The following is a 20,910-nucleotide window of genomic DNA, read 5'->3' as shown; positions in this document are numbered from 1 at the left end:
ATTATGCCAAAACAAAAGACAAACCGCGCTGCTGCAAAGCGTTTCAAGGTAACTGCTAAGGGTAAGATTAAGAGCGCCAACGCTTTTACTAGTCATCGTTTCCATGGTAAGACTAAGAAACAACGTCGCCAATTACGTGGTACGGCTATTATCGAAAAGCCAATGGTCAAAACATACCACAAGTTATTACAAAAATAATTCACAACGTTTTAGTTAAATCTAGGAGGAAATAACATGGCTCGAGTAAAAGGTGGAACTGTAACACGCAAACGTCGCAAACGGATTTTAAAATTAGCTAAAGGTTACCGTGGTGCTAAGCACATCCAATTTAAGGTTGCTAAGGACCAAGTAATGAAGTCATACCAATACGCTTTCCGCGATCGTCGCCGGCGTAAGAGTGACTTCCGTCGTCTTTGGATTGCCCGGATCAACGCGGCAGCCCGGATCAACGACATCAGCTACAGCCAATTAATGCACGGTTTAAAGGTTGCTAACGTTGACGTTAACCGTAAAATGTTAGCTGACTTAGCCGTTAACGATGCGGATGCATTCAAGGCATTAGTTGACACTGCTAAAAAGGCACTTGCTTAATTTAAAACTTAATTAGGGCGTTGCTCTAATGTTGAAAGACCGTCATCCTGTGGGGTGGCGGTTTTTTTTGAACAATGAATTTGGTACTGAACAATGGCACTGGCTCGGGTGGAATACTACATGTGCGGAGAACGTGGCAGTCGTTGAGGAACCATTGAGTTTAGGAATCACTCCCGTTTATACGGGAAAAAGAAAATTTATCCAAACCGAGCAGAGCATTCAGAAGGATCACCCCCGTATACACGGGGAATAGTTTACGAAAATACTGTTCCTGCCCGCGAGAGAAGGATCACCCCCGTATACACGGGGAATAGCAGATAAACATCCCGCTATTGAGATTGAGTCTAGGATCACCCCCGTATACACGGGGAATAGAATGAGAGTCGCTGAATCAACAATATGGCGAAAAGGATCACCCCCGTATACACGGGGAATAGACTAAACAAATGCCGGTAAATCAACAATCTAAAATATGAAAATGACTGTTTAGGGTCAACTTGTCAAATAGTTAGTGCTTTGACTATAAGGTATGATCCAAATAAAATCAATAGTTTACCATCAGGACGCAGTAGTAAAAGTACAAAGTGAAAAATGGCGTGTCTAGATAGTAAATTTGACAATCGCCATGTGAGACGTCATATGCCGCAAAATAATAATAGCATCTAATCAATCATATAATGTTGCTCGTTAAGGTAGGCTGTAGTGTCTGGACGGTGTAACTTGAAGTGAATGCAGTCAAGCAAAGGTGTAGTGATTCCGAAAGTATGACGGGGTAGTAACTTGGGGAATGTCTATTACTGTGCGGATGTTCCTTTGGTAATTTCTGAAGAGAGATTGGGGGCACCTGAATGCCAAGCAATATCGTTGCTAAAAAATGATTGCATCTAAGTAATATGAGCAAAACAGCCAATGAATACTGTATTCAGTCCAATATAGCTTGCAGATTAGTAAATGATGGCAAATACGTGTTGAACAATTTAATCAAACACTGATGGTCATGAGTCGTGATTGGCCTTCTTTAGTTTAGGTAATTGGGCAAAGGCTATGACCTTAGATTTTATGGAATACTAAATAAGCGTCCTCATACATCGATGAAGACGCTTATTTGGTATATTATGGTTGCGAGTAAAATGCACTTAAGACTCGGAGTATCCGTTTGCAGTATTCACCCCCGTATACACGGGGAACACAATTAAATGACTTTATCTATAGGATCACCCTCGTGTATACGAGGAACTGTAATTAGTGTGAATTATATCACACATAATTATGAGGCCACTTAATTTATGATTAAAGGATAACACATTTGAAATAGATTTGGGTAGGGAACGCTGCAACTAATGCTAAATTTATTGAATGAGAGGCATTTGAAGGATGGATCGTAGGAATCGGATTTCGGATAATGGACATGAAAAAATTGTTTTTTAATTGAAATGTTTAACTTATCCGTCGGTTATCTGAAAGTTTGTGTTGTTTTTTTAGACAAAGACAGTATAATATAGATAAAGTAATTAAGTGTTAGAAATGACATATGGATATCTCTAATAAATATTCAATTAATGCTTAGATGGCTGAATATAGCTGGTCGTAATAAGCTTTGAGACGACTTATCAGAATTTTTGTAAGCGCTTTATAAATAAACTGATAATCAGCTAACACACCATCTTAGGTGGGGCTAGCCACATGTCAGTAAAAGGATACCCCGCAATTTGGGTTGAAATAAAATTAACGTAGAACCGCTGTTACATCTTCTGGAGGTGCATTGATATTGAAACGAACTGGAGCAAAAAAGCCCGAATTAACGGAGCTAAGTCGAATTGGTGATCGATTGACATTCCTGTATTTAGAACACGCTAAGATTGATCGTCAAGATAGCGCAATTAGAGTCAGCGACGCTCGTGGTGTTGTATTTGTGCCGGCTGCGATTGTTAGTGTGTTAATGCTCGGGCCGGGCGTTGATGTGACGCACCGTGCAATGGAGCTGATTGGAAATACGGGGATGGCGGTTGTATGGGTCGGTGAGCATGGCGTGCGGCAGTATGCACATGGCAGAGCCTTGAATCACTCATCACGTCTACTTGAAGCCCAAGCAAAATTATTTTCTAATCAACGTTCGCGACTGGCAGTTGCACGTAAAATGTATCAAATGCGTTTTCCAAATGATGATGTGATGAATTTGTCGATGCAAAAGTTGCGTGGTAAGGAGGGCGCCCGTGTTCGGCAAGTTTATCAGATACAGTCAGAACGTACGGGAGTTGAATGGACTCGACGAGAATACAATCCTGATAACTTTGAAGCGAGCACACCTATCAATCAAGCGTTGACTGCAGCGCACCAAGCATTGTATGGATTGAGCTATAGTGTCATCATGGCGATGGGAGCGTCAGCTGGGCTTGGGTTCGTGCACACTGGTCATGATTTGTCCTTTGTTTATGACTTTGCAGATTTGTATAAAGCTGAAACTTCTATTCCGGTCGCGTTTGATGTGGTTGCTTCCTCAACAGCTGATGAAGACATCGGCAGAAAAACACGACTCGCAATGCGCGATACGTTTGTGGACGGGAAACTATTACGACAAATGGTTTTAGATTTAAAGGCCATTCTGGGTGTCAACGATGTAACGACGGAGACAAGCAATCTGAACCTATGGGATGACCGATTGGGGCTTCAAAAATTCGGCGTTCAGTATCATGAAGGTGAAGTGGGTGAAACCAAATGATCGTAATCACGTTCACAAAAGTACCAAAAGCACTGCGAGGAGATTTGACCAAATGGTATCAAGAAATTCAGACAGGTGTCTATGTGGGAAGTGTTAGTGCCCGTATCCGTGATTCGCTGCGGTCGCGTATTGTTAAGAATATTGGCCAGGGCCAGGCAACGATGGTCTATAATGCCAATAACGAAATTGGCTATCAGTTCAAGACAACTCGTCATGACCACCAGGTGGTAGACTTTGATGGTATTCCACTAATGATGCGCTTGGTAGCTGATCAACCGATTGGAAAGTATGGCTATAGCAACGCTGCCAAGTTTCATAAAGCTCGTGTAATGAAGCGTAAATCTCAATCAAAATCTACTGCTTGCAGTGATGAACCAATCGTGGCGGTAGATATTGAGACGACTGGATTGAATCCAACCAAGGACGTTATCATCTCAGTTGCTGCAGTTAAAGGCACTGACAATGGTCAGGTGACAGAATTTGGCAGGCTGATAAAGATTGACCGACCGTTGCCAGAAAATATTATTGCACTTACTGGAATTACAGATGAGATGCTGAAGAGTCAAGGTGTACCGATAGATACGGCCCTGAGCGAATTGAAGGGATTTATTGGTAATGACATGATTGTCGGATATAATTTTCATTTCGATGATGTGTTCTTGAAGCAAGCATTTGAGAAAATTAACATGGAAAAGTTGACCAGCCGAATAACTGATCTTATGCCTATCGTCAAGCGAACAAACTTGTTTTTAGAAAGCTATCGTCTGTCAGCGGTTTTAGAGGCATATCAAATTGTAAATCCGAGACCGCATAATGCCCTTAAAGACGCAAGTTCAACACTGAAGTTAGCTCGTAGATTAATTAAAGATGGGCACTTGAAAGTTTAGGCCGATTTTGTCGAGTAATGTGAAGAAATTGGTTTGAATTGGAGTAGGATTCCTCTCGTATACACGGCAGATAGCGTCTCATAAGTCGGAACTTGACGCCTCTTCCGAGGTCATCCTTATATACACGGGAATTAACCAGCTAAAGCATTGCGTATTAGCGATATTAAATCGGTATTTGAAAGTTTTAAGTCAACTTTACTCATAAGTCTTTAGCATGACTATGCAAGTACTATCTAAGTGATGCAGTACCTATGATTCATGGTTGTTTTATATCTAAAATTCAAGTAGCAAACAGTTAATTAGGAGGCGCAGCAATGTCAGAATTTTCTCGCTTAGCACAGAGTCTCTGGGCAAAGAAGCGCTCAGACGATGGACAACGGCTTTACTTGCCGCTGGTTGTCCATTTAAAGGATTGTGAAAATACCATCAGTTGGTTATTTAATCATTGGTTGAGTGATGGCCAGCGACGTCAATTATCGGAAGCAACCTCAGAGGCAGACATGCAGAAGCTGGTAAAGTTTTTGGGGTTTACTCATGATGTTGGAAAAGCAAGCGCTGCGTTCCAGACTAAGCCCGCGTACAACGGTGACGAACAACTCGATCAATTATTGATTGAACGTTTGGTACAAAATGGGTTCAAAAGCTTTGACGGAATTAGACTTCACCACCGTGATCAATCACCGCATGCACTTGCCGGTGAAGCGATTTTAGAATCGTTCGGTGTTAACAAAACAGTGGGAGCAATTATTGGTGCGCATCATGGTAAACCCGCTAGCAAAGTGCCAAATGACCAAATTATATATTATACTGCCAACTATTATCAGAGTGATAACGACACTGATATTCAGGCGCCTTGGCGACAAGTTCAGCGTGAATTGGTGGAATATGGGCTGCACACTGCAGGTTACCGAGATGTCACGGAAATCCCAACTTTGAACCAACCGGAGGCAGTGATTTTGACCGGACTATTGATCATGGCAGACTGGTTAGCATCAAGCGAGTTTATGGACGGAGACCGCACAAAGCCACTATTTCCATTGATTGAGACAACACAATCTATGATAACTATTGACTTACAAGCTCGTTTTCAACGTGCCATCACGACTTGGCAGTTAGATGATGAGTGGATTCCTGCTCAGGTTGATCAAATGTCAGACCCGTATCAAGTTCGGTTTGGCTTTCATGCGCGGCCAGTTCAAGCCGCAATCACACGGGCGCTCGATGCCACTACTGATCCTGGGATGGCAATTATTGAGGCACCCATGGGAATAGGTAAGACCGAGATCGCGCTGATTGCCGTTGAACAACTTGCTCGCATTACAGGTCGTGACGGGTTGTATATGGGATTACCTACTCAGGCGACGACCAGTGCGATGTTTGCACGTGTGAATGACTGGCTAAAGCGTGTTGCGGCGGACCAAACTATCCACTTGTCGATTGAGGAACTGCAAGGTAAGTCGCCATTCGATCGCGTGTATACGAGTTTGCCGAAAGCTAGCAATATTAATGCAACGGAGGAAGCGGCTGCCGCCGTAACTGTGAATGATTGGTTTAGTGGAAAAAAGTCGATATTAACTAAGTTTGTGGTGGGAACTATCGATAATTTGCTGTTAATGGGCCTGAAACAGAAGCATCTTTTTCTGCGACACCTGGGTTTTTCCGATAAAGTCGTTGTGATTGATGAAGCCCACGCCTACGACGAATTTATGGACGCATACCTAGTCCGGGCAGTCGAATGGTTGGGTGCCTATCATGTGCCCGTGGTCATCTTATCAGCAACTTTACCAAAAATAAAACGAAATCGGTTATTAACTGCGTATCTAGAAGGTAAGTATGGCAAAAACTACAAAAAGTTGTTGGTTGCGCCGCCAGATTGGGAGGATACGCAGGCTTATCCACTTTTGAGCGTGTTGGATGGATTGAAACTCAAACAACTGACTCACTTTGAAGGTCAGAGTGATCAAATACCGGTGACGCTTGATGTTCAGCGCATTAATCAGGATGATCAAGCGTTAATTGCGGCGTTGTTGCAACAACTGAGTGAAGGCGGTGTTGCCGGAGTTATTGTCAATACCGTCAAACGGGCACAAGCGTTAGCGGCGTTGATACCAAACGATGTCCCATTGATGGTGTTACATTCGGCTTTTCTGGCACCTGATCGGGCTCGTCAGGAAGCCGAACTACAAGCAGCCATTGGTAAAGATGGTAAGCGGCCTGAGAAGTTAATTGTAATCGGGACACAGGTATTGGAACAGTCCTTGGATATTGATTTCGATATCTTGTACACAGACATCGCACCTATGGACTTGATCTTACAGCGCGCTGGCCGCTTGCAACGGCACCAAACGATTCAGCGGCCACGAGGATTCCAACGACCGCAGCTGAAAATCATGAGTATCAATGGATTTGGCGACTATGAGAATCACACTGAAGATATTTATAGTAAGTACTTATTAATGAAAACAGATTATTTTCTTAAAAGCCATATTGAGCTTCCAGATGATATTTCGAAGCTGGTTCAACAAGTTTATGATACTACGACGGATGCACAAGTACCTAATATTGCTGAAGCCAAAGCATCGTTTGTAAATAAAGTCGAGCAAAAGCAATATAAGGCTTCGCAGTATCAAGTAGATAAGCCGGCGTTACAACAAGGTCAATCGATTATCGATTGGTTGACGCGTAGGCACACGACTGTTGCTACGGACCAACAAGTTGCAGCAGCCGTGCGGGATATTAAGGAAACACTGGAGGTTATTTTACTCCAACACACGGATGAGGGCGACTTCTTGCTTGATGGTCGTAGTCTGGACAAGGTATCTTCTAAAGAGATTGCGCAACAAACATTGCGATTGCCAGCAGCGGTAACCGAAAATGTTAACAAAACGGTCCAACAGTTAGAGAAAATGACCTGGCCTTATCATGCTCAATGGCAGGATGACGTTTGGTTGCGTGGTGCCTTGGTATTACCGCTTGATCAGGACTTGAACGCCAGACTTGACAAGTGGCACCTTAGTTACTCAGCCCAAGCTGGATTAAGTTATTCAGAGGAGGAATGAAGACAGTGACAAAGCAAAGTTTTAATTTGACGACGAATCCGTGGATTGTCGTAATCGATGCCAGGACGAATCAGCAGAAAAAGGTTTCGTTAATTGAATTGTTTCAAAATGCGCAGTATTATCGCCAACTGGCTGGAGATATGCGAACGCAAGACTTAGCAATTTTACGACTGCTGTTAGCGATTCTTACGACTGTTTACACGCGGTATAGTGCTGAAAATCAACCTTATGAGTGGCTGATTGTAAACGATGAATTAAAAGTTGAAAGTGTTGATGAAGACTATGATACCAGTAAGATCAAGACTGAGTTGACGCAAACCTGGCACGATTTGTACGACAGTGGTCATTTTTCTGAGATTGTGACGGATTACTTGCAGCGGCATGCAGATCAGTTCGATTTGTTTGGCGACCAGCCCTTCTATCAAGTTACGGCGTCAGCATACGATGCTGTGGTCCCTGAGTCTAAGAGTGTTGCACGCAGCAAGCGAACCGGGAAAGCTACAGGACAAGTCGCGGTACGGCAAATGAATCGACGCATCTCCGAGAGCGGCAATTCGGTGGCACTGTTCGCACCGAAAGTTGATGAGACGAAGAATGAGCTGTCGCTGGCTGAGTTAGCACGCTGGTTGATCATGTATCAAAACTATACCGGGGTCACTGACAAAACCAAAATTAATAATAATGAAAAGTTTTCCAATGGAGCTGGCTGGTTATATCGTCTGACCCCAGTGTTCGCCAGCGGAAATACCCTGTTTGAAATTCTAATGCTGAATTTGATTCTGGTGGGTGATTCAGAAAACGTGTTAGCCGTTCAGCAACCGGTGTGGGAATATCCGACTGTGTCAGATTACTTGAGGGAGCGTCAACGACAGCAAGTTCCTAATAATTTAGCCGCACTGTATACCACCTGGTCACGTTTTATCCACATCGAGTGGGATGAGCATCAACGGCCAACAATCTATAGTGCCGGTATTCCGATGTTTGACAATGAGGGGGCACTGATTGAGCCGATGACCTTGTGGCACCAAGATAAGAAATCGAGCCAGTTTCGTCCGGTAACTGCCACTATTCAATCAATGAGTAAAGCGATGTGGCGCAATTTTGGTCAGTACGTCAATGTCTATCATCGCGACGATATTAATGGGGCGGGCATTGTCGAGTGGATGGATTATTTAAAGTCGTCCGGACTGGTTCTTGCTGATCAACAATTGCGTCTAGCTTCAACTGTTTTGATTAGTGACGGCAACTCATCTTCGCAGATGCCTGCGACTGAATTGTATGACGATATGCGGATTCAGGCAGACGTACTGTTTGATGAATCTACGGCAAACTATTGGCCCCTTCGAATTGAGAATGTAATCCAAACGACGCAAAAAATTGGTGATGGCTACTATCACTTTGCGGCAACGATTGGTCGAATTCGTAATATTGATGCTAAGCAATTTGGACAGCGACATAGCGCACAATTCTATGCTGAGCTTAATCAACCGTTCAAGGCTTGGCTTGCGAGCTTAACAGGAAATGATGATCGTGAGGCCAAAATTAGTGAGTGGAATCACACCTTATTGCAGATCACACTACGAGCAGCTGATACCATGATGGCAGCTAGTTCTCCTCGTGATACTAGGGGCATTGTTGAACTTGATAACAACAATGTCGCGCACCAAGTCAATGTTTTTACGGCTAATAATCAATTACGTCGACTTGTATTCACAGAACTTAACGGAAAGTAGGTGGCGTTCACAGATGACCCATTCAATTCAAGAGAAACACAAAATTCAAGGGAGAACTGCAGCTATTATTAAACAGCTTTACAGCAAGGGAGATCTGAAAAAGGGCATATTAGCCAGTGTGCGGCATGCGCCGACTGTCGACAGTCCGCAAGCCCAGGCACTCTGGCCGCTACTAATGAAGTATTTAACCCCCAATATGCTGAGTTCGGATGGTCAGCCAACTGCACAAGAGGTAGCAGTGTATACTGCAGTTCGGCTCTATGCAGTTCATCAACAGAGTACCAAATCTTTCGTATTTGGCGCGGTTGAGCCACAGAATGATGAACAGACAGGAGAGCCATTGTTCAGGGTGCTGGCACAATTGCGAGGCAGTGAAGATACGCGTGTCGCATTGGATCGACGAGTACAGCCTTTACTGGCAACGACGAATCTTGCCAGTGTCATTAATGCGTTAACGCACTTGGTAAGTATCCTAAAAGCGACTAAACCATCACTGAAAATTGATTACGCCCAATTAGCACAAGACCTCTACTGGTTTCAACAAAATTACAAACAAGCCAATCGGATTCGACTGCAATGGGGCGAAGCGTACTATCGTTCCACAAAGTCAACGAAGACAACTGAAGGGAAGAAAAACAAATGACGACTAATAACTTATACCTTGATATTCACGTGATTCAATCGGTGCCATCTTCAAACATTAACCGCGATGACACTGGTGCACCCAAAACCGCCTTGTACGGTGGTGTTACGCGGGCACGAGTCTCATCTCAGAGTTGGAAACGTGCCGTTCGACACAGCTTTAAAGACCATAAAGTCATGGTAGGTGACCGCACCAAGTCAGCCGCTGAACTTTTGAAGCAAGCCCTTCAAGAAGTATCGCCAGAACTCAGTGATGATGATGCATGGAAACAGATCAAGGCGGTCTTTAAGTTAGTCAAAATTACGCTGGGTAAAGATGAAAAAACAAGTGCTTTGTTGATGGTCAGTCCTGGTCAAATCAAGCAATTAGCTCAGTATATGAAAGATAATGCAGACACTGAATTAGACAAAAAGGCTATCACAGCCGTACTAAAAGGTAATCAGTCGATTGATTTGGCACTCTTTGGTCGGATGGTGGCGGATAATCCAGAATTGAACGTTGAAGCTGCTGTACAGGTTGCCCATGCGATTTCGACACATGAAGTCGTTCCTGAATTTGACTATTTTACGGCTCTAGATGACTTACAATCGGATGAAAAGCCCGGGGCCGCAATGCTTGGAACCTTAGAGTTCAACTCGGCAACACTCTATCGATATGCCAATGTGAATGTTAATGAGCTCATTGCCAACCTAGGTGAAGCTGCCGCAATCGAGGGGGTCCGTGAATTTGTAAAGTCATTCGTTTTGTCGATGCCGACCGGAAAACAGAATACCTTTGCTAATAAGACACTACCGAGCTTTGTCATGCTGACACTTCGTCCGGATACCCCGGTTAATTTTGTCACTGGGTTTGAAAACCCAGTATCTGCCAATAATGGGTATGTCAAACAATCGATTCAACGATTGACGACTGAATATGAAAACACGTTGGATTTCGTTGAGCCACCAATTGTGAATCTCAGTTTTAGCCCTTTGAAGTTATCACAGGCAACTTCAGCCACTAGTCTGACCGATTTACTAGAAAAACTGGTGGCAAATTTAACGAAGGTGGTCCAACATGAAAACGGTAACGATTAAACTGACAGCGCCATTGCAGTCATATGGCAATGAAGCCAACTTTGACCGGCGAACCAGTTATGATTATCCTTCTAAGAGTGCGGTTATCGGCTTGGTTGCGGCTGCGCTCGGCTATTCCAGACGTGACACACGAATTAAAAGGCTCAATCAGTTAGCTTACGCTGTTCGTGTCGATCAGCCGGCCAAACCGATGACGGATTTTCAAATTGTCGAATGGAAGCGGAACCAACGGAAACTAACCTACCGCGATTATTTGCAAGATGCTGTTTTTATGGTTGCACTCGGCAGTGAAGATGACGCCTTCATTGACCAGATTGACTGGGCAATTCGGCATCCTCATTTTCAACTGGCATTAGGCCGGCGTGCGAATGTCCCAGCAGGCCCGATAATAACGTCAATCGGGTTAGAAGAAAACCCAGTTCAGGTATTACAAAACATAAGTTGGCAAGCATCTCAATTTTATATGCGGAAGATCAAGCAAGCTACTTTTGTCGCAGAGCTGATTGCAGATGCGTGGTTGTTACCTGATTATCCTAGTTCGATGGTGAAGGATACGGTGGTGTCGTTCGACCAGCGGCACCGACAATATGGTTTCCGAGCTGTGGCGGTCGAACGGGTGTCGCTTGATAACCTGTATTTCACAGCCAAGGATACCGAACACGATATTATGAGTTATCTATAGAAAGGAGTCGCAAATGTATTTATCCAGAGTTGAAATTGATACCACTAATCGTCGTAAGACAAGGGATCTCAGCCATTTAGGTGCTTATCATAATTGGGTGGAACATAGCTTTCCTGATGAGATCCAAAAAGGCCAGCGGCAACGTCACCTATGGCGTATTGATCGTTTAAATGGAAAAAACTATTTATTGTTGTTGAGCCCCACTCGTCCGGTGCTTAAAGATTTCGAGCGGTACGGGGTTGCTGGAACAGCAGTCACCAAGTCTTACGATGCATGGTTAGACCAGCTTGAAACCGGAATGGTAATGCGCTTTCGACTTACCGCCAATCCCACCCATTCAATTATCGATCCTGAGCATCCAAAGGGACGGGTTGTGCCACATGTGACCATTGAACAACAGAAAAAATGGCTAGAAGACCGTGCGACTCGAGCTGGATTTGAGTTGATTCGTCGTAGCAATGTTGAACCTGATACAATTCACAAGTTAGCATTCGATGTTGTAAGCCATGATTGGCCAGTGCTTCACCACCATACAGAAAATAGTGTTCGCATGAGCCGTGTTACGTTTGAAGGACTCTTACGCGTCAAAGACGTAACGGCCCTCAAGCGAACCTTGACGATGGGGATTGGCCGTGAAAGAGCATTTGGTATGGGCTTAATGACGGTTATTCCTGAGGCACAATGATTAGGATAGGCTCGAGTTGGTGAGTCGTGGGTACGATATGATGCTGACTGTGTTAGAAACCAAGTTAACTAAAAACTGCCATGTGGTGTTCTCAGAAAGGCTTAGAGACGGGATTTATTAAGTGTACTCCCCGTGTATACGGGGGTGATCCTAAGTTATTTACTGGCGCAGCCCTCGCGACTACGTACTCCCCGTGTATACGGGGGTGATCCCGGTTAATTTATATTCCGCAGTCCACGTTAGATGTACTCCCCGTGTATACGGGGGTGATCCTACTATGGTTTTGAAAAGGCCACACCGTATGACGTACTCCCCGCGTATGCGAGAGTGTTCCTGTTTTACGCCCAAGGAAGTGATGAATCGGTTTGTATTCCTCACGCATGCAATGATGATCCAATAATACCGTATCCCACACTGATGAGGCCACACATCATAACGCAGGCCAATTTTCACATTCATCACAGCCTAAAAAGCGAGCCCCCAACCAAGGGACTCGCTTTTCTATCACTCATAATACTATTCCGTATGATGTTTCCGAACCGGGCTGACCCAAGTTCCGCTACCGTAACCAAGAATTGTTTTAACGGCTGGGATCAGTGTTGTAACGAGGGCGAGTGCGTTGACTTGCCAGTAGATCAACATGTATAGCGGCATGAAAATCAAGTATTTGAATTTACGACCACGGTCATCGACAATCAGGGCTGACAGTAGCTGCAAGACGCCGGCAAACATCTCGAAAGTCACAAAGATGAAGGCCATGCAGAACATGTGGTAAACCCGTTCGTAGTTGCCGGTGAAGAAGAAGGTGACCAGTGAAATTAAGAAAATCAGTGTTGAGACAAAGAAGAATAGGGACCAGATAATACTCAAGGTTTGGTCGGTAATGAACGCCCATTGCTTGAGGTACTTGCCAGGATGGCTTGCGACCCGTTTAAAATTGGTCAGCAATACTTCTGTCCCACCCTTAGCCCAACGTTTCCGCTGGTGATAGAGCGCGTCTAGATTTTCAGGAACGTTCATATAAAATAAAATATCCGGTGAGAAGACAGTCGTCCAACCATTCAATTGGTGATCCCACGCAATACTGATGTCTTCAGTGGCACGGTCTTGCCGGAACAAGCCGACGTCAATCAAGGCATCGCGGCGATACATCGTGTTGGCACCGCTGTAGGCGTACATGTTACCCAGAGCGCTAACTTGACTCCGCTTGATAACACCGACGATGCTTGAGAATTCGACGGTTTGTGACTTGGCAATAATCGTACTTCGATTTTGAACGTCCATATTAGCCGTAACTGCGGCGGTGTTAGCGTGTTCTTCGCCCATGAAATAACTCATGTATTTCCACAGTGCATCAGGTTCCGGGATCGAATCAGCATCGTTACTGAGAATAAACTCGCCGCGGGCAAAACTAACGCCGACGTTAAAGGCGTGCGCTTTCCCTTGATTCTTTTTGATCGTAATGACCCGCAAGTTATCATAAACGGTCTGGAGCCGTTCCAGAATAGCCGGCGTTTCATCAGTGGAACCATCATCAGTAACGAGCACTTCGTAGTTTTGATAATTTAAATTGTTCATTAAGTAGTTGATGGTGTGCTCAATCATAACTTCTTCGTTGTGCGCTGGAATCATGATGGTAATAAAAGGTTGTTCTGCAGGCGCGAGTTCCTTGAATTCAACATCATCTTTGTGGCGGTGCCGGTAGACCAATTGGTAACAGAGCACGCCGATGAACCACGCGAAGGCCCCTAGGATTGGGTAGGAGACCAGTAGCAGCAGGACAAAGTTCCAGATGCTTTAAGTGTTTGCATAATTTCCATAGATTAGTCCTCGTATAATTTGTGAATTTCGTTGACGTCGAGATTTTGTTCCGGATCAACCGTGTAGTGCTTGACGTGTTGACGGAAGGTGGCTTGTCCAAAGCGTTGCGTGTAAAAATTATTCAAACGGCGCTTACGAACATCCAGCCGCTCTTCATCATATTGCCGTTCCTTACTAATATGTTGTTTGACCCGGTGATTGTTATGGATCGTGGAAATAATCACAATAATGGCAATCAAAATGAACGCAAAGATGAAGAACCGGTCAAAGAAGTAGAAGAGCGTCTTACCTTCCTCGTATTTCCAAGCGTGAATGAAGCGCGGGTTGTTAGCTAACAGTGTTGACGAAATCGTCCAGTAGACCGGAACAGCCACGCAGATCCAAGCGACAATGGCGACGATGGTTTGCCAGATTTTTGTCCACCAATGACCCTTCGAAAAGTATTTGTCGGTAACATATTGTTTCATCACATCTTTTTTCTCCATAAACAGACCTCCGTAATAAGTATTTTGATAACTCGCAATGGGTGCGATTAATTTATTTCTTGACTGATGGCAACCGTTTAAATGCTGATTATTGACCAGGGTTATCTTGAACTGAAACTGCGCAGAACAGTTTCAACTCAGACTTGCCCTTTGACCATAATCATAAGCTTACACGAGGATTGCAGTTGCATGCAACGAATATGCACATCAGTATTATGGCATAAGTCAAACGCGCGACATCACACTTCAAATATACGCTCAAGCACGCCATTTGTGAATCTATTTTGACGGATTTGGCCGATTCACATTTAGATGCGGATAGCAGGATGAACCAGCACGATTCGTTCACTTGTGGCATCATCTGACTAATTCTAGGCTTGATCACTGTGCCATTATCACCTTTGACAGAGTTAATGTCAGAATTCTTATCGCGACTAACTTTTCAAGTCATGTTCACGGGTGTCGATAACGAGCGCGTCCTGATGCCCACTCATTGGCAATGAATTTCCACCAGCCATCCAACTAATTTAGTGACTATTTACGTCAGTGCCATACCAACTGAACCACAAGCATCAGCTAATCGCAGCATCCATCTTCAGCAAACTGATACTTTCATTTTCAGGACATTGTCATTATATGGGTGGATTTTCGTTGCTTATTTTCAAAAAACAAATTATTATATAATGATGACTAAAATTAGCTCGTAATCGTCATGGAATCCGGTCCCAGTCCTGATTTGGTCCGGTATTTCGTGAACCAGTATGATAAAATGGGCTAGTGGGGTTAGATCAATAACCAAATAATCCAGTGAGAAGCGAAGGGGATAACGATGATTAATCAATTTAAACCAACTTGGATGATACCAGCAATTTATAATGTGACGCCAGCACAGCTACGGGCGCAAGGTATCAAGGCCGTTTTTACGGATCTTGATAACACGTTGATTGCCTGGGATAATCCAGATGGCACCCCGGAACTGAAAAAGTGGCTGCATGCGTTGCAAGACGCTGGGATTCCGTTAGTCGTCGTTTCGAATAACTCGGAAGCACGTATCGCCAAGGCATTGGAGCAGTTAGATTTGCCATTCGTTTCGCGGTCGTTGAAGCCGTTACCGATTGGACTCAATAAGGCCCGGCACGATTTAGGCTTACACAAAAATGAAGTGGTGATGGTCGGTGACCAATACATCACGGACATGTGGAGTGCCCACTTAGCCGGTGTGCCCAGTATTCTGGTCAAGCCAATCGTGACGACGGATGCCTGGAATACGCGCATCAACCGCTTCTTTGAACGCTTTATTAAATTACGATTAGCACATGTTTATCCAGAAATGCATTTTCAGGAGGACTTAAATAAGTGAGTGAAACATCAGAGGAAACTTTATATTGTATCGGCTGTGGGGCGGCCATTCAAACGACGGACCCCAAAGCGGCGGGGTATACCCCGAATAGTGCGCTGCAAAAATCATTAGCAAGCGATGCGCAGGACTTATATTGTCAACGTTGTTTTCGACTGCGGCACTACAACGAAATCGTGCCAGTTGGCTTAACGGATGATGATTTTCGGCGCTTACTGGCAACGATTCGAGATGCCAACGCGCTAGTCGTCTACGTGGTTGATATTTTTGACTTAAATGGGAGCATTATTCCGGGACTGCAACGGTTCGTTGGTGATAACCCTGTCTTGTTAGTCGGTAACAAGGAAGACGTTTTGCCACGGCAATTACGGCGGACTAAGTTGCGTGAATGGATGAACCAACAAGTTCGGGCGCAAGGTATCAAACCGGTGGACGTGGCATTGACGAGTGCTAAAAAGGGCCATGCCATCGACGACTTATTAGCGATGATTGAAAAATATCGGCGCGGTCGGGATGTCTATGTCGTGGGGGTCACGAATGTCGGTAAATCGACCTTGATTAATCGAATCATTGCCAATAATACTGGTTTGAAGGACTTGATCACGACGTCGCGGTTCCCTGGCACGACGTTGGATAAAATCGAAATTCCGTTGGACGATGGCCACAAGATGGTTGACACGCCTGGGATTATTCATCCCGAACAGATGGCACACGTGTTGTCTGGCGATGATTTGAAGTTGGTCTCACCGCAAAAAGAAATTCGGCCCAAAGGTTTTCAATTGGGCAACGGTCAGACCTTATTCTTAGGTGGCGTCGCCCGTTTGGACATCGTTGATACGCTGAAGCCAACTGGGACGGTTTACGTTGACAACAATCTGACGTTACATCGGACCCGGACAGAAAATGCCGATAATTTCTATACGAAACATGTCGGCGAATTGATCACACCACCAACTGGTGCGGCAGTCACAGACTTTCCACCGTTAGTTCGGCACGAATTCAAGGTCACTGAAACTAGTGACATCGTGTTTGAAGGCCTAGGATGGGTCACTGTTGCTGCGGATACGCGGGTTGCAGGCTGGGCGCCTAAGGGTGTTGCTGTGCTCACACGGCCAGCGATGATCAACAAACGCTAATTAATGACTAGGACTGTTCCCGCCACGGATCGACAGCGAGTTCAGCCAGTCAAACTAACCATAATATAGGAGTAAATCAAATTTAATGGAAAATTTACGTGGAAAACAAAAGCACTATTTACGTGGTGAAGCCCACCACATGCGGCCACTTTTTGCCGTGGGTAAGAATGGCTTGACTGATGAGTGGTTGACACAGCTGACTGGTGCACTCGACAAACGCGAGCTCATCAAAGTTAACATCTTACAAAATGCCGATGTGACGACTGCGGATGTGAAGGCGGCCATCGAACAAAATACGGCTATCACGGTTGTTCAAACCATTGGCCGGGTGCTGGTCCTATACTTGCCAGCAAGTCATGAGGAAGACCGGCACTACTCATTAGAAGTTGCAAAGTTATAGGAGGAATGACGGGTGCAGACGGTTAATCAAACAGCGACGAAAGTTCTGACGGAAACGGTGACGAATCGACCTCGACGCCGTGTTGGTATTTTAGGTGGCACGTTTAACCCACCGCATTTAGGACACTTGATCATGGCCCAACAAGTTGGTGACCAGCTTGGTCTGGATGAGGTTCGCTTCATGCCGGATGCTGAGCCACCACACGTTGATGAAAAAAAGACGATTGCGGTCGAGGACCGGGCCAATATGGTCCAAGAAGCAATCGTCGATAATCCGCTTTTTCGGTTGGAAACTGCCGAAATTGAGCGGGGTGGTAAGAGTTATACTTACGACACGATGAAGGCACTCAAGGCGAAACATCCAGATACCCAGTACTATTTTATTATCGGCGGGGATATGGTCGATTATTTGCACACATGGTACCATATCGAGGATCTCGTGAAGCTGGTCACCTTTGTCGGTATCAAACGGACAGGGTATCCGACGACGAGTCAATATCCCGTCATCTGGGTCGATGCACCACTGATTGACATTAGTTCGACCCAGATTCGTCAAAAAATCAGTCATGGCCATTCCGTTCGCTATTTAGTGCCGGAAGCCGTGGCCGCTTATATTAAGGAGCATCATTTGTATGAGCAAAACGATTGAGTATACTGAAGACATTGTTCCATATAGCCACGAAGCGTTAATGGCCAAAGTCGCAGCACAGTTGACTGATAGCCGTTATCAGCACTGCTTACGTGTTGAACAAACGGCGCGAAAGTTAGCTGCAGCCAACGGCGTGGACGTTGAATTAGCTGGAATTGCGGGCTTGTTACATGATTACGCCAAGCAGCGTGACGACGCGACCTTTATCGAGCTGATCAAGTCGCGGGGGATGGCACCAGACTTGGTGGCATATGGTAACGGGGTATGGCACGGCTATGTTGGTGCTGAACTCATCAAGGACGAACTACACATTTATAATGAGGCGATTCTCAACGCAGTGCGGTTGCACACCGTTGGGGCGCCGTATATGACGAAATTAGATCAAATTATTTTTATGGCTGATTTTATTGAACCGGCGCGAGATTTCCCAGGCGTTGATGAAGCGCGCAAGGCGACTGCTGAGTCGCTTGCAGCGGGAGTCCGTTTCCAGATTCAACATACATTAGCCTATTTAATTCAAAAGGGTGCGCCCGTTTATCCACAGACGTTAGCAACTTATAATGCCTGGGTCGGTGGCGTTGCACCTGAATATGCCAACTAAATTTAAGGGAGAGTTTTATGGATAGCAAAGAACTTTTACAATTAACTGTTGAGGCTGCTGATGACAAGCGGGCCGATGACATTGTCGCATTGGACGTCGCTGAAGTTAGCTTGATGGCTGATTATTTTGTGATTTTATCAGCTGATTCCAAACGCCAAGTTCAAGCCATCGCGGATAACATCGTTGAATTTATTCGCAAGGCAGGTTCAGACGTGAAGAGTGTCGAAGGTCGGACTGCCGGTGAATGGGTCTTGATCGATGCCGGTGACGTGATCGTACACGTCTTCCAAAAGGATGCGCGCGCACACTACAACCTTGAAAAGTTGTGGTCTGACGCCCCATTGGTAGACGTTGATCAATGGGTCAACGCATGATTTATCAGACGTTTGCCGAACTTTACGATGAACTTTTTGATCCAGCCATGTACCAGCAATGGCTGGATTTTGTCCGTCGGGAGTTACCTCATAAGGACGGTCAATTGTTGGAATTGGCCTGTGGAACGGGTCGATTGGGTGTGTTACTCGCACAGGATGGTTATCAAGTGACCGGATTAGATTTATCAGACAATATGTTGGCATTGGCTCAAAACCATGCGGATGAGGCGGCGGTGACCTTACCACTCTTACAAGGGGACATGCTGGACTTATCAGCCATTGGCCAGTTTGATGCTGTCACGTGTTTTGCCGATTCATTTTGCTATTTGCCTGATATCGCGACGGTGCAGCAGGCTTTTGAGCAGGTTGCGCAGCACTTAACGGCGAGTGGTGAATTCCTCTTCGACGTGATTACGCCGTATCAAACGGATGAGGTCTATCCAGGTTATATGTATAACTATCGTGATGAAGACCGGGCATTTATGTGGACCAGTTATGCCGGGGAACAACCGCACAGTGCCGAGCATGATTTGACGTTTTTTATCTACAATGAAGACAAACAAGCTTTCGATGAAGTCAGCGAATTACATCAAGAACGCACGTATGTGTTAGCTGATTACCAGCAGGCACTGCAGGCGGCTGGATTCAGTCAAGTGACGGTGAGTGCGGATTTTGGTCGGCAACAACCGGATGCCCAGACGACGCGCTGGTTCTTCAAATGTCGTAAATAAAGTGAGTGAGTGTTGGGAGGCCTAGTCGATGCAAGCAGTCGGGTTAATAACTGAATATAATCCATTGCATAATGGTCATCGCTATCACTTGCAGCGTGCCAAACAGCTGACTGGTGCCGATTGTGTCGTAGTCGTCATGAGCGGCAATTGGTTACAGCGTGGTGAACCCGCCATTCTGGATAAGTGGACCCGGTCTAAGCTAGCCTTGGAAAACGGGGCGGATTTGGTGGTTGAATTGCCGGTGTTTTATGCCACGCAGCCGGCCCACTTATTCGCTGAGGGTGGCATTCGGTTGCTCAGTGCACTGGGTTGCACGAGTGTCGTTTTTGGCGCGGAACACCCGGATTTAGACTTTAAACGGTTGACGGCTGAAATTGAAGGCCATCAAGATGCGTTTAGTCACTACAACGCCACCTATGCGACGCAGTTCAACGCTGCCTTAAAAGCGGCGACTGGGGTGACATTAACGGCGGCCAATGACATGCTGAGCTTTTGTTATTACACCGCCAATCAGGCTTTGGCGCACCCGATGCAGTTGTATCCCATCCAGCGCCAACAGGCCGACCATGCTACGCCGACGATAACGACTGGAAAAGCGTACGCGAGTGGCACAGCGATTCGTCAGGCAGCTTTTGCGCAGGATTGGCCTGCGATTGCGCCAGTCGTGCCGAGCGATACACTGACGGCGTTAAAGAGCCAGCGGTTGCAGCGGTGGCGAGACTTTTGGCCGTTGCTGCATTATCAACTACTAACGGTCGACGTGGCTCATAGCGGGCAATACGACCAAATGGCAGAAGGACTCGAGTATCGCATGCAAGCGATGGCCCAACAAGCGACGGACTTTGATAACTTTATGCACCTTGTCAAGTCCAAACGGTACACGTATACGCGGCTCCAACGCGTGGCAACGGCAGCTTTATTGCAACTGACGCAACAGGAGGTGCAGGCCGCCCAAGCAGCACCGTATTTACGGTTGCTCGGGTTTACCCCTAAGGGTCAGGCTTACTTGCATCAGGTCAAAAAACAATTGCCGCTACCACTGTATACCAAAATTAATCAAGATTTACGACAACATGCGCTTAATCTTGATTACCGAGCGGGGCGGGTCTATGAATTAATTAATGGACAGTCTCAAGATTTATATCGGCGACCTTGGCGAATGCCAGCAATTTCAGTTGACCAACCAGAACTTTCTTGATATGGTTAGGACTGATGACGGGCATTTTGACCTGTCAAGGAAAAAACATTGACAAAGGATTTTTACACAGGTATAATTTATCAC

Annotated in this window: 20 protein-coding genes and 2 CRISPR repeat arrays; of the genes, 18 read left to right on the top strand and 2 right to left on the bottom strand. The window is 45.5% G+C overall.

Annotated elements, in window-relative coordinates; genetic code table 11:
* Positions 1 to 3 precede the first annotated feature (3 nt).
* From rpmI to cas6e, 10 genes are all read left to right on the top strand, one after another.
* Positions 4 to 198 (top strand): 50S ribosomal protein L35, encoded by a 195-nt coding sequence (rpmI, locus tag MZO40_RS03865; protein ID WP_003638526.1) that lies wholly within the window; start codon positions 4 to 6, stop codon positions 196 to 198.
* Positions 199 to 234: 36 nt separating this feature from the next.
* Entirely contained in the window at positions 235 to 591 is a 357-nt protein-coding gene (gene rplT / locus MZO40_RS03860) for a 50S ribosomal protein L20 (RefSeq protein ID WP_003638527.1), read from the top strand.
* Between the two features lie 162 nt (positions 592 to 753).
* Positions 754 to 1,028: direct repeats of the CRISPR family, unit length 30 nt; unit sequence AAGGATCACCCCCGTATACACGGGGAATAG.
* Positions 1,029 to 2,356: 1,328 nt separating this feature from the next.
* Positions 2,357 to 3,310, top strand: coding sequence for a type I-E CRISPR-associated endonuclease Cas1e (gene cas1e, locus MZO40_RS03855; protein WP_105961940.1), 954 nt, complete (start codon positions 2,357 to 2,359; stop codon positions 3,308 to 3,310).
* On the top strand, positions 3,307 to 4,197 hold the full coding sequence (gene cas2e / locus MZO40_RS03850; RefSeq protein WP_105961859.1) for a type I-E CRISPR-associated endoribonuclease Cas2e: 891 nt from the start codon (positions 3,307 to 3,309) through the stop codon (positions 4,195 to 4,197). Before cas1e ends, cas2e begins: the two co-directional genes overlap by 4 nt.
* 314 nt (positions 4,198 to 4,511) lie before the next feature.
* The gene (locus MZO40_RS03845; protein WP_105961858.1) at positions 4,512 to 7,256 is read left to right on the top strand and encodes a CRISPR-associated helicase/endonuclease Cas3; all 2,745 of its coding nucleotides are present in this window, start codon (positions 4,512 to 4,514) and stop codon (positions 7,254 to 7,256) included.
* A 5-nt stretch (positions 7,257 to 7,261) separates the two neighbouring features.
* Positions 7,262 to 8,989 carry a type I-E CRISPR-associated protein Cse1/CasA gene (locus MZO40_RS03840; protein WP_252133111.1) on the top strand — a complete coding sequence of 576 codons (1,728 nt, stop codon included), beginning with the start codon at positions 7,262 to 7,264 and terminating at the stop codon, positions 8,987 to 8,989.
* A gap of 13 nt (positions 8,990 to 9,002) precedes the next feature.
* Positions 9,003 to 9,632 (top strand): type I-E CRISPR-associated protein Cse2/CasB, encoded by a 630-nt coding sequence (casB, locus tag MZO40_RS03835; RefSeq protein WP_105961856.1) that lies wholly within the window; start codon positions 9,003 to 9,005, stop codon positions 9,630 to 9,632.
* Complete coding sequence (cas7e, locus tag MZO40_RS03830) at positions 9,629 to 10,708, top strand: type I-E CRISPR-associated protein Cas7/Cse4/CasC (protein WP_252133110.1); 1,080 nt, start codon at positions 9,629 to 9,631, stop codon at positions 10,706 to 10,708. Before casB ends, cas7e begins: the two co-directional genes overlap by 4 nt.
* The gene (cas5e, locus tag MZO40_RS03825; protein ID WP_252133109.1) at positions 10,689 to 11,390 is read left to right on the top strand and encodes a type I-E CRISPR-associated protein Cas5/CasD; all 702 of its coding nucleotides are present in this window, start codon (positions 10,689 to 10,691) and stop codon (positions 11,388 to 11,390) included. Before cas7e ends, cas5e begins: the two co-directional genes overlap by 20 nt.
* Positions 11,391 to 11,403: 13 nt before the next feature.
* Positions 11,404 to 12,075 (top strand): type I-E CRISPR-associated protein Cas6/Cse3/CasE, encoded by a 672-nt coding sequence (cas6e, locus tag MZO40_RS03820; RefSeq protein WP_105961853.1) that lies wholly within the window; start codon positions 11,404 to 11,406, stop codon positions 12,073 to 12,075.
* Positions 12,076 to 12,198: 123 nt separating this feature from the next.
* Positions 12,199 to 12,470: direct repeats of the CRISPR family, unit length 28 nt; unit sequence GTACTCCCCGTGTATACGGGGGTGATCC.
* A 121-nt stretch (positions 12,471 to 12,591) separates the two neighbouring features.
* Here the strand turns inward: cas6e and MZO40_RS03815 are convergent.
* Together MZO40_RS03815 and MZO40_RS03810 are read right to left on the bottom strand one after the other, a co-directional pair.
* Entirely contained in the window at positions 12,592 to 13,869 is a 1,278-nt protein-coding gene (locus MZO40_RS03815; RefSeq protein WP_252133134.1) for a glycosyltransferase family 2 protein, read from the bottom strand.
* Between the two features lie 29 nt (positions 13,870 to 13,898).
* Positions 13,899 to 14,381, bottom strand: coding sequence for a hypothetical protein (locus MZO40_RS03810; protein WP_050338821.1), 483 nt, complete (start codon positions 14,379 to 14,381; stop codon positions 13,899 to 13,901).
* 829 nt (positions 14,382 to 15,210) lie between these two features.
* Here MZO40_RS03810 and MZO40_RS03805 point away from each other — a divergent pair.
* The 8 genes from MZO40_RS03805 (at position 15,211) to MZO40_RS03770 (ending at position 20,826) form a co-directional block, all read left to right on the top strand.
* Positions 15,211 to 15,741 (top strand): YqeG family HAD IIIA-type phosphatase, encoded by a 531-nt coding sequence (locus tag MZO40_RS03805; RefSeq protein ID WP_050338820.1) that lies wholly within the window; start codon positions 15,211 to 15,213, stop codon positions 15,739 to 15,741.
* Positions 15,738 to 16,874, top strand: a complete 1,137-nt coding sequence (yqeH, locus tag MZO40_RS03800) for a ribosome biogenesis GTPase YqeH (protein ID WP_105961851.1) — start codon at positions 15,738 to 15,740, stop codon at positions 16,872 to 16,874. Before MZO40_RS03805 ends, yqeH begins: the two co-directional genes overlap by 4 nt.
* A gap of 85 nt (positions 16,875 to 16,959) precedes the next feature.
* Positions 16,960 to 17,274 carry a ribosome assembly RNA-binding protein YhbY gene (gene yhbY / locus MZO40_RS03795; protein ID WP_003638540.1) on the top strand — a complete coding sequence of 105 codons (315 nt, stop codon included), beginning with the start codon at positions 16,960 to 16,962 and terminating at the stop codon, positions 17,272 to 17,274.
* A gap of 12 nt (positions 17,275 to 17,286) precedes the next feature.
* On the top strand, positions 17,287 to 17,922 hold the full coding sequence (locus tag MZO40_RS03790; RefSeq protein WP_050338818.1) for a nicotinate-nucleotide adenylyltransferase: 636 nt from the start codon (positions 17,287 to 17,289) through the stop codon (positions 17,920 to 17,922).
* On the top strand, positions 17,906 to 18,523 hold the full coding sequence (yqeK, locus tag MZO40_RS03785) for a bis(5'-nucleosyl)-tetraphosphatase (symmetrical) YqeK (RefSeq protein ID WP_105961850.1): 618 nt from the start codon (positions 17,906 to 17,908) through the stop codon (positions 18,521 to 18,523). The genes MZO40_RS03790 and yqeK overlap by 17 nt, the downstream gene beginning before the upstream one ends.
* A 17-nt stretch (positions 18,524 to 18,540) precedes the next feature.
* A complete protein-coding gene (gene rsfS / locus MZO40_RS03780) occupies positions 18,541 to 18,897 on the top strand; it encodes a ribosome silencing factor (protein ID WP_003638543.1) in 357 nt (118 codons plus the stop codon).
* Positions 18,894 to 19,628 (top strand): class I SAM-dependent methyltransferase, encoded by a 735-nt coding sequence (locus MZO40_RS03775; RefSeq protein ID WP_056952418.1) that lies wholly within the window; start codon positions 18,894 to 18,896, stop codon positions 19,626 to 19,628. Before rsfS ends, MZO40_RS03775 begins: the two co-directional genes overlap by 4 nt.
* Before the next feature lie 28 nt (positions 19,629 to 19,656).
* Complete coding sequence (locus tag MZO40_RS03770) at positions 19,657 to 20,826, top strand: nucleotidyltransferase (RefSeq protein ID WP_105961849.1); 1,170 nt, start codon at positions 19,657 to 19,659, stop codon at positions 20,824 to 20,826.
* Positions 20,827 to 20,910 lie beyond the last annotated feature (84 nt).

Origin of the sequence: Lactiplantibacillus sp. B652, assembly GCF_023806745.1 — a bacterium.
Taxonomy (GTDB): domain Bacteria; phylum Bacillota; class Bacilli; order Lactobacillales; family Lactobacillaceae; genus Lactiplantibacillus; species Lactiplantibacillus pentosus.
This window is presented reverse-complemented; position numbering and strand designations above follow the sequence as displayed.